The sequence below is a fragment of the Chryseobacterium gleum genome (assembly GCF_900636535.1).
Classification (GTDB): Bacteria; Bacteroidota; Bacteroidia; order Flavobacteriales; family Weeksellaceae; genus Chryseobacterium; species Chryseobacterium gleum.
In genome coordinates, this window is record NZ_LR134289.1 from 3,071,273 (window position 1) to 3,086,472 (window position 15,200).

General features: G+C 37.4%; 11 protein-coding genes. 7 read left to right on the forward strand and 4 right to left on the reverse strand.

The genetic code is table 11. The features are described 5' to 3' along the window. Positions 1 to 47: 47 nt before the first annotated feature. Positions 48 to 299, reverse strand: coding sequence for a type B 50S ribosomal protein L31 (locus EL165_RS14020; protein WP_002976190.1), 252 nt, complete (start codon positions 297 to 299; stop codon positions 48 to 50). Between the two features lie 183 nt (positions 300 to 482). Here EL165_RS14020 and EL165_RS14025 point away from each other — a divergent pair, with 183 nt between their 5' ends. The 5 genes from EL165_RS14025 (at position 483) to EL165_RS14045 (ending at position 5,768) form a co-directional block, all read left to right on the forward strand. Next, complete coding sequence (locus tag EL165_RS14025) at positions 483 to 1,892, forward strand: hypothetical protein (RefSeq protein WP_002976188.1); 1,410 nt, start codon at positions 483 to 485, stop codon at positions 1,890 to 1,892. Further along, a complete protein-coding gene (locus EL165_RS14030; RefSeq protein ID WP_002976186.1) occupies positions 1,892 to 2,218 on the forward strand; it encodes a nucleotide pyrophosphohydrolase in 327 nt (108 codons plus the stop codon). The genes EL165_RS14025 and EL165_RS14030 overlap by 1 nt, the downstream gene beginning before the upstream one ends. Positions 2,219 to 2,286: 68 nt before the next feature. Beyond that, positions 2,287 to 3,513: a 3-phosphoshikimate 1-carboxyvinyltransferase gene (locus EL165_RS14035; RefSeq protein ID WP_002976185.1), complete on the forward strand. Its 1,227-nt coding sequence runs from the start codon at positions 2,287 to 2,289 to the stop codon at positions 3,511 to 3,513. A 243-nt stretch (positions 3,514 to 3,756) separates the two neighbouring features. After that, the gene (locus EL165_RS14040; RefSeq protein WP_002976184.1) at positions 3,757 to 4,440 is read left to right on the forward strand and encodes a hypothetical protein; all 684 of its coding nucleotides are present in this window, start codon (positions 3,757 to 3,759) and stop codon (positions 4,438 to 4,440) included. A gap of 329 nt (positions 4,441 to 4,769) precedes the next feature. Further along, positions 4,770 to 5,768: a phosphatidylinositol-specific phospholipase C gene (locus tag EL165_RS14045; protein ID WP_002976183.1), complete on the forward strand. Its 999-nt coding sequence runs from the start codon at positions 4,770 to 4,772 to the stop codon at positions 5,766 to 5,768. Between the two features lie 123 nt (positions 5,769 to 5,891). Here the strand turns inward: EL165_RS14045 and EL165_RS14050 are convergent, their stop codons facing one another. The 3 genes from EL165_RS14050 to EL165_RS14060 all read right to left on the reverse strand — a co-directional run bounded on the left by EL165_RS14050 (position 5,892) and on the right by EL165_RS14060 (position 12,248). Beyond that, positions 5,892 to 7,718: an alkaline phosphatase gene (locus EL165_RS14050; RefSeq protein WP_002976182.1), complete on the reverse strand. Its 1,827-nt coding sequence runs from the start codon at positions 7,716 to 7,718 to the stop codon at positions 5,892 to 5,894. Between the two features lie 107 nt (positions 7,719 to 7,825). Next, the gene (locus EL165_RS14055) at positions 7,826 to 9,334 is read right to left on the reverse strand and encodes a RagB/SusD family nutrient uptake outer membrane protein (protein ID WP_002976181.1); all 1,509 of its coding nucleotides are present in this window, start codon (positions 9,332 to 9,334) and stop codon (positions 7,826 to 7,828) included. A 25-nt stretch (positions 9,335 to 9,359) separates the two neighbouring features. Beyond that, positions 9,360 to 12,248 carry a SusC/RagA family TonB-linked outer membrane protein gene (locus EL165_RS14060; protein WP_002976180.1) on the reverse strand — a complete coding sequence of 963 codons (2,889 nt, stop codon included), beginning with the start codon at positions 12,246 to 12,248 and terminating at the stop codon, positions 9,360 to 9,362. A gap of 394 nt (positions 12,249 to 12,642) precedes the next feature. Here EL165_RS14060 and EL165_RS14065 point away from each other — a divergent pair, with 394 nt between their 5' ends. Next, positions 12,643 to 13,431 (forward strand): SDR family oxidoreductase, encoded by a 789-nt coding sequence (locus tag EL165_RS14065; RefSeq protein WP_002976179.1) that lies wholly within the window; start codon positions 12,643 to 12,645, stop codon positions 13,429 to 13,431. Positions 13,432 to 13,581: 150 nt separating this feature from the next. Beyond that, positions 13,582 to 15,186, forward strand: a complete 1,605-nt coding sequence (locus EL165_RS14070; RefSeq protein WP_126358646.1) for an autotransporter assembly complex protein TamA — start codon at positions 13,582 to 13,584, stop codon at positions 15,184 to 15,186. Positions 15,187 to 15,200: the final 14 nt, after the last annotated feature.

Genomic DNA, 15,200 nt, shown 5'->3' on the forward strand with positions numbered 1-15,200 from the left:
AGTCTCCCAAAAACTGGAAGACTTTATTATTTTTTAGTGTACAAAAATTACTTAGCGAATTTTTTGTATTTGTTCATGAACTTATCAACTCTACCTGCAGTGTCAACTAGTTTTACTTTACCAGTGTAGAAAGGGTGAGAAGTTGAAGAGATTTCCATTTTGATTAGAGGATACTCTTGTCCTTCATACTCGATAGTGTCTTTTGTTTCTGCAGTAGACTTGCAAAGAAACACCTCGTCGTTACTCATATCTTTGAAAACAACAAGTCTATAATTTTCTGGGTGGATTCCGTTTTTCATAATACTATTTTTAAAAAATTAAACTTTGCTTTCGAAATAGTAATGGATATTTCTCTGCTAAATTTTAGGTTGCAAAAATACAACATTTTTTCTAAATTCCAAATACTCGATTCAATATTTTTTATAGATAAGAAATTTAAAGTATTTTCGTTAAATTTGGAGCTTACTTAAACCTTAATTTCAATGAAATTCAAATTATTACTGGCTTTTTCCTTCTGGATGTTACTTGCAGCTATATCATGTAATAAAGATGATATTACGTTCGACAGCCCTACACAGGAACTGCGTTTTTCCAGCGACACGGTATTCTGTGATACGGTATACCATCAGGTACGTTCAGAAACCTATGTTGTAAAAGTATATAATAATGAAGATAAGGATATCATGATCCCAAGGGTAAATCTTGAAAAGGGAGCTGCCTCATTATACAGAATCAATGTAGATGGAAAACCGGGATATGATTTTAACAATGTTCCTTTAAGAAAAAAGGACAGCCTTTATATATTTGTTGAGATTGCCCCGGAAGCCACAGGACCGGAAGCTATTGCTGAAGACAAAATTCTTTTCACAGGCCCAACCGGGCAGCAGCATGTAACTTTATTTTCTGTGGTTCAGGATGCCGAGTTTTTTATCCAGACACCCGGAAATCCAAATGTAATTGCCAGTTCTACTACATGGAACAATAATAAAGCAAAGATCATCTACGGAAATTTAACCATTAATCCTAATGTAACCCTTGATATCAATGCCGGAACTAAAGTGTATTTCCATAAAAACAGCGGAATGAAGGTTTCTTCCGGAGCTGTTTTGAATATCAACGGAACCCAGGCTGACCAGGTTATCCTTCGTGGAGACAGAAATGATACTTATTATGATACGATTCCTAAAAACTGGAATTCTATCAGAATGGAAGCCAATTCTACCCTTAAGATGAACCATGCAAGACTTTTTGGAGGAACAAGAGGGCTTGATATGAGACAAACCAATGCGACGATTACCAATTCATTTATTCATACGTTCTTTGAATACGGAATTTATGCGGTAGGTTCTACAGTGAACGCCAACAACCTTGTGATGAATAACTGTGGCTTATCATGTATTGGAATTTTCCTTGGCGGAAAACACAGCTATACACACGCTACCATTGCCAATTACTCCAATACTATGAGTTCTTTTGACAGGTCTGGAATCTTTGCAGCCAACGAATGGAAGAATGATGCCGGACAGACACAGCAAGGAGCTTTACAACTGCTTGACATCAAAAACAGTATTGTGTATTCTGACAGGGATGATGCGATTCATTTTGAACAAACTCCGGGACAGCAATTTGAATTCCTGCTTCAAAATTCATTAATCAAATATACCAGTGCAACGGGCTCGGGCTTCACTTTTGACAATAATCCACGAGTGATTCAAACTACCAAAAATACAGATCCACAGTTTGTCAATTATTTTATGGCTAAAATGAATTTAAGGGTGAAACCTGGTTCACCAGCTCTTGGAAAGGGAAATACGGCTGTTGCAGCAACGGTACCTTTTGATATTGTGAATGTATCCAGAACAACTAACCCAACGCTAGGCGCTTACCAATAATGGAAATTACCAGTTTACAGCAGCAAGTCGATGAGTGGATCAAAACCATCGGTGTAAGATATTTTAATGAGCTGACCAATATGGCCATGCTGACGGAAGAAGTAGGTGAAGTCGCAAGAATTATTGCAAGAAGGTATGGTGAGCAAAGCGAAAAGGAAAGCGATAAGAATAAAGATCTTGGCGAAGAGCTGGCGGACGTACTTTTTGTAACACTTTGCCTGGCTAACCAAACCGGAGTTAATCTGCAGGATGCTTTCGACAGAAAAATGAAAATCAAAACTGACCGGGATAAAGACCGGCATCAGAATAATGAAAAATTAAAATAATGATCAATGATGAGTTTTAAATTATTCCTACATTTTTAACTCATCATTTCTTAATGTAGAAAATAATAATGAAGAAGCTGGAAAAATCAAAATTATCAGGAGATAAAACAGTACAGATCAGCGGTTCGAAAAGTATTTCGAATCGTTTATTGATTCTGGAAAGTCTGTTTAGCAATATAAAAATCGGGAATTTATCCAACTCCCAGGATACTCAGTTACTGAAAAAGGCACTATCTGAGAATACAGATGTTGTAGACATCCATCATGCAGGAACCGCTATGCGTTTTCTTACTTCCTATTATTCTATTCAGGAAGGTAAAACTACAATACTTACCGGTTCCGGAAGAATGAAAGAAAGACCTATCAAAAATCTGGTAAGTGCTTTGAGGGATCTTGGAGTGGAAATTGAGTATATGGAAAATGAAGGATTTCCTCCTTTAAAAATCAGAGGAAGAAAAATCACCCAGACTTCCGTAAATGTTCCTGCGAATATCTCAAGCCAGTTTATCACGTCCCTGCTTCTTATTGCCGGAAAGCTTGAAAACGGATTGCAAATTAATCTTGTAGGTGAAGTGACCTCAAGATCTTATATTGAAATGACACTGGATATTCTGACTAAGTTCGGAATCCAAAGCAGTTTTGAAGGGAATTCCATCAAGGTAGAACCTTTCACTCCTGACAAGAATGCTGAGGTTGTACATTATGAAGTAGAGAGTGACTGGAGCTCGGCTTCTTACTTCTACTCTATCTGTGCGTTGGGAAGAAAAACGATTCATCTGAAAAGCTTTTACAAAGAATCAACACAGGGGGATTCTGCAATTGCCGGCATCTATGAGAAATTCTTTGGAATCAAAACTACATTCTCTGAAGATGAACATCAGCTAACGCTGGAACCTCAACCTGATTTTTCTTTTCCGGAAAAAATTGTCCTGGATATGAATAATTGTCCTGATATTGCGCAAACTCTTTGTGTAACAGCTGCAGCCTTGAAAATTCCTTTTGAGATTTCCGGATTGGGAACATTAAGGGTAAAGGAAACCGACAGACTTCTTGCCTTATATAATGAACTTCAGAAGCTGGGTACTGAAACAGAAATTACAGATCTCACTATTCAATCAATCAGTTTTAAAGAGCCACAAGAACATATTTCTGTCAAAACCTATCAGGATCACAGAATGGCTATGAGTTTTGCTCCGTTTTGTCTGATTCAAGAACTTACTATTGAAGATGAAGATGTAGTGGAAAAGTCTTATCCAATGTTCTGGGAAGATCTTGAAAGCATACTGACTCATTAATTAATATTATAAAGTGTGGTAATCTGAAGATGATTTATATTTCGGATTACCACATTTTTACAATGAAGCTGTTTAAAGTTGTATATTTTAAAACCATTAAGAATGGATTAAAGAGATAAAGTATAGTTAAGATGAATCATTCTGATTTTTAAGCTTAAAAGCGAAGCTCATCTTAATACTCTCAACACCTTAATACAATCTTAATGTTTCAAAAACAAAAGTTTAAACAAGTTGAATATAATAATGATGAAAACTTTCTTTTCCTTTTTGATTGTCCTAGCTGTTTCAGGTTTATCTGCTCAGAAGCTGAAAAATTTTTCGGTTCCGAAGGGTTATACTCAGATTGCAGAAGCCAAAGGCGATCTTGACAAAGATGGAAAAGACGAAACGGTCCTTGTATTTAATACGAATATAAAAGCATCATACGAGCAGAACCCGGAAGGTACAAGTGACTATAAAAGGGTTTTCTATATTCTGAAAAATGAAAACAGTGGTCTGAAAGTATGGAAAGAAAATTCTGATATCATTTTTTCAAGCGGATTCGGATTTTATCCTTCTGACAATACACTTGAAGTCAGTATAAAAAACAACAGCCTTCAAATCGGGCAAACTTTTTTTACCAATTCAAGACATACTCAGAAATATAAACATACCTTCAGATTTCAGAACGGAGATTTTTATCTGATCGGTTTGTACGATCATTTTGAAGATACCTGTGATTTCAGTTTTACGAATGAAGTCAATTTTTCTACAGGTAAAGTTATTGTTGACAAAGAATATTCATCCTGCGACGAAAATGCAAAAACACCGGCAAACTCACACAAAGAATTTATCCATAAATTCCCGGCTCTTATTAAAATGAATGATTTCTTTATCGGAGACCACAAGTTCAAAATTCCCGGGTTGAAGGAGGATTTTGTTTTTTAAGAGAGACTTCTATCTGGAAAAGCTGTATCTTTTAAAAACGCAATGAAAACAATTCTATAGTTCTATTTAAAGCAAAGAAGGCGACAATGTCGCTGATGAAGCTTAATTGTTATGCATTCGCTTAGAAAGATCAATTTATTGATTTCAGCTTTGCTTCCTCAATATTTCCGAAACTAAAAATAAACTTTGCGTTAATAAAAAATTGGTTTTCCAGCCTTCAACTTCAAGATCCCTTACTTTATATCAACTTAATTATCTATTAAAGTTAAATTAACTCCTCGTGCTTTGATATATCCTTATTTTTAAGCTACATTAAAAATAAAAAAACTATGTTCAAACAAAGCATGAAACGTTTTACCAACATTACTCTCGGAGTGGTAACTGCATCTATCTTTTTCTCCTGTTCAAACGACAGTATGTTGGAAAGGGATTCTAATGAAATGAAAGCTGTTTCTTTAGCAAAATCAAGTAGCAGGGCTTCATTATTGCCTGTTGCCCTGAATAACTGGATGTCCGGTCTTCAGGATAATATTTCCATTTCAAAGATCTCCATACCCGGTACTCATGATTCCGGAGCACGTATAGATGCCCCAGTTGTATCTGGTACAGCTAAAACCCAGGACCTCAGCATTGCAGAACAGCTGAATGCCGGTGTACGTTTTCTGGATATCCGATGTAGACATATTAACAATGCTTTCGCCATTCATCATGGTTCGATTTACCAGAATATGAATTTTGACGACGTATTAAATGCGTGTTATGCATTCCTTCAGAGCAATCCATCTGAAACGATCATTATGTCTGTAAAAGAAGAATATGATGCGTCCAACATCACCCGAAGTTTTGAAGAAACATTTGATTCTTATGTTCAGAAAAATCCTTCAAAATGGGATCTTGGAGCCAATATTCCTACACTGGGAGCTGTAAGAGGAAAGATCAAATTATTCAGAAGATTCTCTTCGGGAACAACCAAAGGAATCAATGCTTCACCATGGGCAGACAATACAACTTTTGACATCAACAATTCCGGAGTACAACTTAAGGTTCAGGATTATTATAAGGTAACGAACAATGATGATAAATGGAACGGAATTTCCAGTCTTCTTAATGAAGCTAAAACTGATACGAACGGCAAACTTTTCGTGAATTTCACCAGTGGTTACAAGCCTGGAATTTTCGGTATTCCAAGTATTCCTACAGTATCCAACAATATTAATCCTAGACTTAAAACATTCTTCCAGACGAATACTCAGGGATCATTTGGAATCATGCCGATTGACTTTGTGAATGCTGAACTTTCTCAATTGATCGTTAACACCAATTTCTAAATTATTATTTGTTAGATTTATTCAAAGGCTGTCTTTTTTTGAGGCAGCCTTTTTTATTGAGAGAAAAAAGACTGCTTCAGGCCGAAACAGTCTCTTTGTAAAGTAAAAAAGTATCCATCAAAGCTACTTCTGAATTCCGTAGGCTGAAAGTATTTTGTTGAAGATCTCTGTGTTTTCAAATAGTCCTGTGAACTGTTTTGAATTCGGTCCGTAAGCAAAAACACTTGATGGAATAGAGGTATGGTCATTTGTACTGAAGTTTCCGAATACCCAGCCATCTTTGAGACTTCCGTCTAAAAGGGTTAAACCACCTGTTTCGTGATCTCCCACAACAATGACTAATGTCTCTTTATTTTCGTCAGCAAACTTCATAGCTTTTCCTACCACATGATCGAAGTCCAATAATTCTGTGACCAGCTGCTCTATATTGTTGCTATGCCCTCCGCCATCTGTCTGCGAAGCTTCAATCATCATAAAGAAGCCTTCTTTATTGTTTTTTAAATCATTTAAAGTAAGATCAAATGCATCAGTCAGCCAGTTTCCCCTTCCATTAGTAATTCTCTGTGAAGCCAAAGGATCAATCACCAAAGTACGGTTGTTGATTTTAGTGACTGATTTCAAATCCTGATAGAGATCGATTTTAGCATCTTTGAATTTCTGTATATTTTCCTGAGACAATCCACTTGTAGGACCACCGATCAATATTTTCGTTTTTGAGGCTGCAAAATCTTTCAGAATAGGCTCCGAACTGTTTCTGTTATCTGAATGAGCATAAAAATCTGCAGGAGTTGCATCCGTAACATCCCCTGTGGAAATCAATCCGGAAACCAATCCTTTTTCGGCAATTATATCAGGGATTTGTGCCAATGCTTTCCCCATATTATCCACTCCCACAAAAGTGTTTTTGGTTTTCACACCTGTGGCAAACGCTGTAGAACCTGGTGCTGAATCTGTAATATACGCATTGGATGAATTGGTTTTGGAAAGGCCTGTGGATTTCATGTTGAAAACATTCAGCTTTCCTTTATTCGCGGTAAAGGCAGCATAATATTGAGGTAAAGAAGTTCCGTCAGGTATAAGAAGGATCACATTCTTTACCTTTTTCTCCACTCCGTCTGTTTTATAGGTAGGAGTATAAGTGCTGTACTCTTTTGTATTCTTATAAAAGTTTTTCGGAATAGTGTTCATAAATTTTTTAAGATCCGGAATATGATCGGTATTGATATAATCCACTCCTAAATCCATAAGATTTACCCATGCATTCGGAAAGTCCGGAGCCCCGTAAAAACGAACAGGTTTCTGCTGGGCATGCGCTTTGTCTACCGCACTTTTAATTTTTGCAGTTTCCTCATCCCTTGGAATTCCTTTCCCGTTCCATTTTACTAATCCGGGAAGGTCTGCACTGAACATTCCGATTCTTTTCAGCTGATCAGCAGAATAGTTTTTATCTAGATCTCCGTCAAAATAAAGATAGCTTGGATAGCTTTTAAAATCTTCCGGCTGGGGACGTCCTCCGGTAATCACAATTTTAATTCCTGAATTTCCGGTGATCTCAGGGTACTTTTTTAATGTATTGACCAAAGCTGCCAGTGACGTTTTATAATCCTGTTTAATATCGATCAGCAACTGAAGCTTTTTATTAGCATCAGAATAGATATTTCCTTTGTTCAGCTTAATCTGTTTTGAAATATTATCGAGATAAAGACTTTCCAGTGTTCTGTCCGGAGAAAGCTCTTTTTCGGTATGAGCTACCCAAAGTTTTTCCTTTACCAGAAATACATCTGCCTCTATAGAACCAAAATTGGCATAATAAGCCTGCCAAAACGGAATTTCCTGCATATAATCATTATGCGAATGTGCATTCCCAACATTATAATTTAAATAATTCTGTGCCTGATTTTCAGAAAAAACAGCCAGTGCCAGAACGGCTACAATTTTTGATAATTTCATTCGTAGATCTTTTGTTTTATAGGTCGAATGAACAACCTATCTTTGAAAAAACTCTATCATCACAGAATGTTCTGCAATGATAGAGTGTCTTATATAAAGATTAAATTTTACCAGCCCTCATTTTGTTTAATGATCCCATGACTGTTTACGATTTCAGCCTGTGGAACTGCCCAAACATTGTGTACTGCCGGATTAAAGTTTCTTGCGGCCCAGACTACCTGTCCATTGATACCATGCAGAGGTTTAGCATAAGCTGCCTGCGCATCTCCCCAACGCACAAGGTCTCTGTGTCTGTCTGCCCATTCACCAGCCAGTTCGCAACGTCTTTCATGCTTCAGATCTGCCATTGTACATCCGTTTTTCGGAGATAAACCTGCACGTACTCTGATCATATTGATCTCCTGATCTGCAGATTTTCCCTGCATCAGTAAAGCTTCTGCCTTAATCAGGATGACTTCAGCATAACGCATAATTGGAACGGCAAGGTCTGTACAAGGATAATCTCCGTTGGCACTCACGTGACCGCTGTTCAGCTGATATTTGAAGGCATCCATATATTTATTGAACTGGTATCCGGTAAGAGAATTTGTAGAAGCGTATATTCTTTCCTTTCCATTAAAAGTAAATTTATCTCCGATTTTCAGAATGGTAGCACTTCTTCTAAGGTCACCGGCTTCGTATTCATCATACAGTTCTTTTGTCGGCTGGAAATATCCCCATCCGTTATATTCTCCCCAACCTTTGTTTTCAAGCATTACCCCTGGAAGAATACTTCCCCATGCAGTAAACTTAGGTGTTCCCGGAATAGACCAGATGTATTCTGAACTGTAGTTATTTTCAGCTTTAAAAACATCGGCGAAATTTCCCAATAAGGCTCTGTTTCCTTTCGTCATGACTTCATTGGCCCAGAATTCTGCGTTATTCCAGTCTTTCATAAACAGGTATACTTTTGCCAACAATGCCCATGCTGCAGCTTTATGTGGTCTTCCATAATCTTTTGCAGGAAGTTCTGCCTGGATAGGTAATAATTCTGCTGCTCTTTTAAGGTCGTTTACAATGTAAGTATAATTCTCCATTACGTTGGCCGCTCTTGGAATCGGGTTTGGATCCGGATCTTTTGAACGGTCGATAATCGGAACACCGGCTTTTTCATTTCCATAAGAATAAGCAAGCTCAAAATACATTCTGCTGCTCATAAATAAAGCTTCTCCAAGGTATTTGTTTTTAATAGCCTGTGAAGTCTGGATATTATCAACATTACGGATTACACGGTTGGCCACTCCGATCACATTATATCTTTTGTTCCACTGAGTTTCAAGGTCTCCTGCCGCGATGTAATTACTGCTGAAGTTTTTGGCATTATCTGCCTCACTTTTTGCCCTTCCTGTTACCATATCATCACTGGCATTGATAAACCAGAACAAACCTCTTCCGTAGAATTCACCGTCAAACAAAGGCTTGTACATGGCATTTGCTCCGGTAATCAGATCGTTTTCCGTTTTCCAGAAGCTGGCTTCAGTAGGTGTTCCTTCCGGCTGAACATCCAGCTCTCCTGTACAGGATAAAAGCATTACAGATATTCCTGATATTAAAAATATTTTATTGAAAAATTTCATTTTCTTACTTTTTGTTGGTTAAAAATTATAGTCCGATCTCTACTCCAAAGATGAATGAACGTGCCTGAGGATATCTTCCGGTATCTACTCCGTAAGAGTTCATTCCTACTTCAGGATCAAATCCTGTATATTTCGTTATAGTAAACAGGTTGTTTGAAGTCATATAAATTCTCACTTTGTTTACATCCAGTTTTCTATATAATTCTTTTGGTAATGAATACCCGATGGTAAGGTTTTTCAGTCTTAAGTACGATCCGTCTTCCACATAGAAATCTGATACTTTTGAGTAATTTCCACTCGGATCTCCGTGTACCAGTCTTGGAATATCGGTATTGGTGTTCTGAGGGGTCCATGCATTCAGGATATCTCTGTCCATGTTGTAGTTCTGTCCTGTACCGCCTGGATTCAAAGAAATAAACTTCATCCCGTTGAATATTTTATTCCCGTAAACTCCCTGGAAGAATAAGTTCAGGTCAAAGTTTTTCCATGTCATATTATAAGAAAATCCGTAAGAGAACTTAGGGTATGGACTTCCAAGATTGACAAAATCGTTATTATTAAGCACTCCTGTGTTTCCTTCTTTTTTCAGGAATTTGATATCTCCGGGTTTTGCATTCGGCTGGATAAGGTTTCCATTGGCATCTTTATAATTGTTGATTTCTTCCTGAGTCTGGAAAATTCCTCCGGTCTTATAACCATAGAAAGAATACAGAGGATCACCTACTTTCACCCTGGTTGGTTTCAATACCCCTCTTACCCCGTTGTCATTGATAAAGATCTCATCCACATTGGCAAGTTGCTTCACCGTATTTTTTAGTTGACTCATTGTCGCTCCTATTGAGAACGTGAAATCACCCGAAATTATCTTATTGTAATTGATTCCCAGTTCATACCCTTTATCCTGGAATAATCCGGCATTTACATACTGATTATTGTACGTTGCTGTACTTGGTAAGCTTACGTTGAAGATCTGATCTTTGGAATTTTTCACGAAGTAGTCAAACTGTAAGGAAAGACTGTTGTGAAGAAATGAAGCATCTACCCCGAAGTTGGTCTGCTCAGATTTGCCCCATTTCAGGTCCGGATTCGGACGTGTGGTGGCATAATAAGCAATATTCTGAGAAGGATCCTGTCCGAAAATAACGTTGTTATCTCTTGTCATCAAAGGATTGACAGCCTGAGGTGAAATTCCTCCAAGATTCCCAAGAATACCATAACTTCCTCTCAGCTTAAGGCTTGAAAGCCATGAAATATCCTGCATGAAATTTTCCTTCGAAACCACCCATGCCCCGGAAACAGCGTAATAATTAGCAAATCTGTTTTGCTTCGCTACCAATGAAGAACCATCACGTCTTCCCAATAAACTCACAATATACTTTCCTGCATAGTCATAGTTTATCCTTGCCAGATAAGAAACCAAAGACTGTTTGAACCGGTAACTGGAAACATCTTTATTGGTGTCTGCTGCATTCTGAAGGTGTTGGAAAACCTCAGCTTCACTTCTGAAATCATAGGATTTTGCTACAAAACCATCATCAATCGTTTTCTGGAAAGTAAAACCGCCAAGGAAGTCAAAATTATGTTGTCCTAAAGCTATTTTATAAGTCAGCAACTGCTCTGCAAGCGCTGTAGAAGAATTGTTGGATTGGTATTCCAGATTATTAGTATCAAAAATTTTCCCGACTTCCAAAACTCTGTACGTGAAGTTCTTTACATCTCCCAGTTTAAAAGTCTGTGAGAAGTTGGAACGGAATTTTAAATCTTTGGCCAGCGTAATTTCAGCATAAGGATTGATCAAAATCTCATGAGTAGGATTTCTAATGCTGATCCTTTTAAGATAAGCAACAGGATTGATCATATCTCCGTAACCACCTGCCACATCAATAGGCAATCCTGAGAAAGCACCGCTGGGTGTATATACCGGAACATTGGGCGGATAGTACATAGCAGCAACCAAGGCTCCTGTGTATCCACTTTTGGTATCTGCTGTGTTTCCGTCAGAGTAATTATAGTACATATTTTCTCCGATCGTTAACCAGTCTTTTACTTTATGTTCAGAATTGACTCTGAAATTATATCGTTTTGCCTGAGTATTCAATAAAATTCCTTCCAGGCTTCTGTGGTTCATCCCTACAAAATATCTGGATTTCTCGCTTCCGCCGCTAAGATTTACATTGTATTCCTGAATGGTTCCTGTTCTGAAAATTTCTTTCATCCAGTCTGTTCTGGTAATTCTTCCGTCAGGATATTGACTGGGATTAAAAGCCATCGGTAAGCTTCCCAGTTTTCCGGCATTTTCATAGGCTTTGTACATGACATCCTGAAATTCTGCTGCATTCAGGGATTCTTTCAGCCTCCACGCCTGGTTTACGCCATATTTAACATCAAAATCTACGGTAAGATTTCCTTTTTTCCCTTTTTTTGTGGTAATAAGGATAACTCCTCCGGAAGATCTGGCTCCGTAAATGGCTGCAGAAGCATCTTTCAGTACAGAGATATCCTGAATATCGTTTGGATTGATAGAAGGTGTTCCGTTAAAGACCACTCCATCCACTACATACAGAGGAGTTTCTCCGTTGATACCTCCCAGACCACGGATATTAACCTTAGGGGCTCCGTTGGGATCTCCACCTTCATTCACTACCGTTACCCCCGGAGCTTTACCCTGAAGAACTTCTCCTACTCCAGACAAAGATCTGGAAGTAAGCTTATCCAGTGAAGCTTCTGAAACAGCCCCGGAAACTTTACTTTTTTTCTGTGTTCCGTATCCAACCACGACAATCTCGTCGATGGATTTTTCTTTTAAGCTGTCTTTTTTCTGAGCGAGGAACATCGGTGAAGCTGATATTGCACCAATAAGTAATACCCTTCCCGTTAAATAAGTTACGGATACAGGGATTTTAAATACATTCATGATCTCCTTTTTGATTAGGTGCAAAATTAGAGCAGCCAGCTCCGTGGTATCATTAAGATTTTCTTACGTTTTTATTAAGAAATTTTAGGCTTTTTTAAATCGCACCTACCACACAAAACAAATAAACATTTGTATTTCAATAACATAAGTATTTAAAAGTAATTATTCTCCAAACATTCTCTGCATGATTCAGATTAACTTTATTTTAAATTTATCATCCGTTAATGAAAACGGATGAAGAAATCATTAATTTATTTCACGAATAATAAGTGAGCGAGTTCATTTTTCTTTTTTTACATTTGCTGAAAATAGATTTTACTTTTGACCACAGACCATTAAAAACGTCTCACTGATATCAGAAGTAAATAAAAACATTAAAAATCATACGAATTCAATGACCATCATAATAACAGGAACCTCATCAGGAATCGGGTTTGCATTGGCAGAATATTTTGGTAAAAAAGGACATAAAGTTTATGGGCTAAGCCGAAAACATACAGAAAGTCAGTATTTCAAATCCATCCCTACAGATGTAACAGATAACACTGCCGTTCAGAATGCTGTTGCGGAGGTTTTAAAAACAGAAAGCAAAATTGATGTTCTGATTAACAATGCCGGAATGGGAATGGTAGGCGCTGTAGAAGATTCTACCAAAGAAGATATTCTGAAGCTTTTCAATCTGAATCTTGCCGGACCTGTACAGATGATGAGTGCTGTGCTTCCGAACATGCGTGAGCATAAATTTGGAAAAATTATCAATGTTTCCAGTATCGGAAGTGAAATGGGACTTCCTTTCCGTGGATTTTATTCGGCATCAAAATCTGCTCTGGATAAAGTAACCGAAGCAATGAGGTATGAAGTTTACCCGTGGAATATTGACGTTTGTTCATTGCATCTTGGGGATATCAAAACCAATATAGCGGACAACAGAGTGATTGCACAGGTTTCCCAGCCTTACAAAAACGTTTTTGACAAAGTATATGCTCTGATGAATTCTCATGTGAATGACGGAACTGATCCTTTGGAAGTTGCGGAATACATTGAAAAACTTTTAGCAAAAGATAAATGGAAAGCTCATTATTATTTTGGTAAATTCGGGCAGAAAATAGGAGTTCCGTTGAAATGGATTCTTCCGCAGGGAGCTTATGAGAATTTGATGAAAAAATATAATAAACTGGATTAGTTTCAGTTGTATAGTAAGCTATTTGATAATAAAATTTTAAACCATTAAGAAGAATTAAGTTGTAAAGAATCATTAAGATAAGCTTCGCCTTAAGTTTTATCTTAACTACGCTTAATTTCATCACTACCTATGGTGTAGATATATTTGGGATTGAAACTGTTTCTGAAAATATTTTTTGTACTATTCTGCGTTTTTACACAAGCGCAGAAGAAGCAGTATTGGCTGATTGATACAGAAACCAAAGTCAGAAAAAAAGTAAAAGATTCTACTTCTGCAGTAAAATTCCTGGATTCATTAGCTCAGAATAACTATTTCTTTACCAAACTGAAAGACGTAAAAGTAAAGGGAGACAGCACTGAAATTTTCTATGATAAAGGAAAGAACTTTAATGAAACCTATGTAAACCTTACGGATTCCCTGGTTCAGAAACTGAAAATTCAGAAAGATTTTTTCACCAAAAATTTAGACTCTACCAAGAAGAGTATCAACAAAACATATATTGATGAAGGCTATTCTTTCAGCAGGATCAAATCTAAATATAAAGGTCAGAAAAACGGCTATCCGATCGTGGAACTTGACATCAATAAAAATGATAAAAGAACGATCGACGGATTTGTAGTAAAAGGATACGAAAAAGTTCCTAAAAGATTCATCAAGAACCTTGAAAAGGAGTTCAAAGGCAAAAATTATGATGACAAAAACCTTTTAGCCATCAATAAAACCTTCCAAAGCCATCCTTTTTTAACGCTCGAACGGCAGCCGCAAACTCTGTTCACAAAAGATTCCACCAGTATTTTCCTGTTTCTGGAAAAGAAAAAAACCAATACTTTTGACGGGGTAATCGGTTTCGGGAATGACAAAACCTCCAAGTTTACATTGAATGGAACGATGAATGTGAATTTCAGGAATATGTTCAACGGTTTTGAGACCGTCAATTTATACTGGCAGAGGAACCCGGATAAAGGACAGACTTTTGATCTTCAGGTGGATATTCCGTACCTGTTCAAATCCAATGTCGGAATGAATGCAAAAGTGAATATCTACAGACAGGATTCTACATTTGCCAATGTAAAATTCCTTCCTGCTTTCTATTATCATATCAACAACCGAAACAAAATAGGGTTAAGAGGAACTTTGGAAAGCTCTACCATTATTGACTCCTTATATGTTCAGGGGAAAGACTATAACAAAAAAGGGATTGGGGTATGGTTTGAAATGACGGAGCCTACTGATATTGATCTTTTCCTTTATAAGACAAGGATTAATGCAGGATATGATTTTTTGACAACCACCTATTCTAAAGATAACATCAAAGCTAATCAAAATCAGTTTTATTTCTTTGGGGAACACAATTATCATATTTCCGGAAACCATTTCCTGAATATTAAGGGAGAGGGTGCCATGATGGATTCAAAAATAGAGTTTTCCACCAACGAATTATACCGTTTCGGAGGCTGGAATTCCATGCGTGGATTCAATGAAAACTCGCTCGCCGCCGACTTTTACTACTACGGAAGTCTGGAGTACCGGTATCTGATCGGTAATCAGGCCTTCTTCGATGTCTTCGGGCAATACGGACAGCTCAATAATAAATCTTTGAATGTAAAGCCCAAACTTTACAGTGTCGGGCTTGGTTTCAATTTCTTTATTCCTATCGGCCTCATGAGCTTCCAGCTGTCTAATGGTAATGAATTTGGAAATCCTTTTAAGTTTAATGACACAAAAATCCACTGGGGAATTCTGAGCAGGTTTTAGGAATAGAAAGGAAG

What these genes read in the sequence shown, in the direction of transcription:
- EL165_RS14045 (WP_002976183.1), top strand. Translation starts at nt 4,770, where the DNA reads ATGTTCAAACAAAGCATGAAACGTTTTACCAACATTACTCTCGGAGTG.
- EL165_RS14060 (WP_002976180.1), bottom strand. Translation starts at nt 12,248, where the DNA reads ATGAATGTATTTAAAATCCCTGTATCCGTAACTTATTTAACGGGAAGG.
- EL165_RS14025 (WP_002976188.1), top strand. Translation starts at nt 483, where the DNA reads ATGAAATTCAAATTATTACTGGCTTTTTCCTTCTGGATGTTACTTGCA.
- EL165_RS14055 (WP_002976181.1), bottom strand. Translation starts at nt 9,334, where the DNA reads ATGAAATTTTTCAATAAAATATTTTTAATATCAGGAATATCTGTAATG.
- EL165_RS14020 (WP_002976190.1), bottom strand. Translation starts at nt 299, where the DNA reads ATGAAAAACGGAATCCACCCAGAAAATTATAGACTTGTTGTTTTCAAA.
- EL165_RS14065 (WP_002976179.1), top strand. Translation starts at nt 12,643, where the DNA reads ATGACCATCATAATAACAGGAACCTCATCAGGAATCGGGTTTGCATTG.
- EL165_RS14035 (WP_002976185.1), top strand. Translation starts at nt 2,287, where the DNA reads ATGAAGAAGCTGGAAAAATCAAAATTATCAGGAGATAAAACAGTACAG.
- EL165_RS14040 (WP_002976184.1), top strand. Translation starts at nt 3,757, where the DNA reads ATGATGAAAACTTTCTTTTCCTTTTTGATTGTCCTAGCTGTTTCAGGT.
- EL165_RS14050 (WP_002976182.1), bottom strand. Translation starts at nt 7,718, where the DNA reads ATGAAATTATCAAAAATTGTAGCCGTTCTGGCACTGGCTGTTTTTTCT.
- EL165_RS14030 (WP_002976186.1), top strand. Translation starts at nt 1,892, where the DNA reads ATGGAAATTACCAGTTTACAGCAGCAAGTCGATGAGTGGATCAAAACC.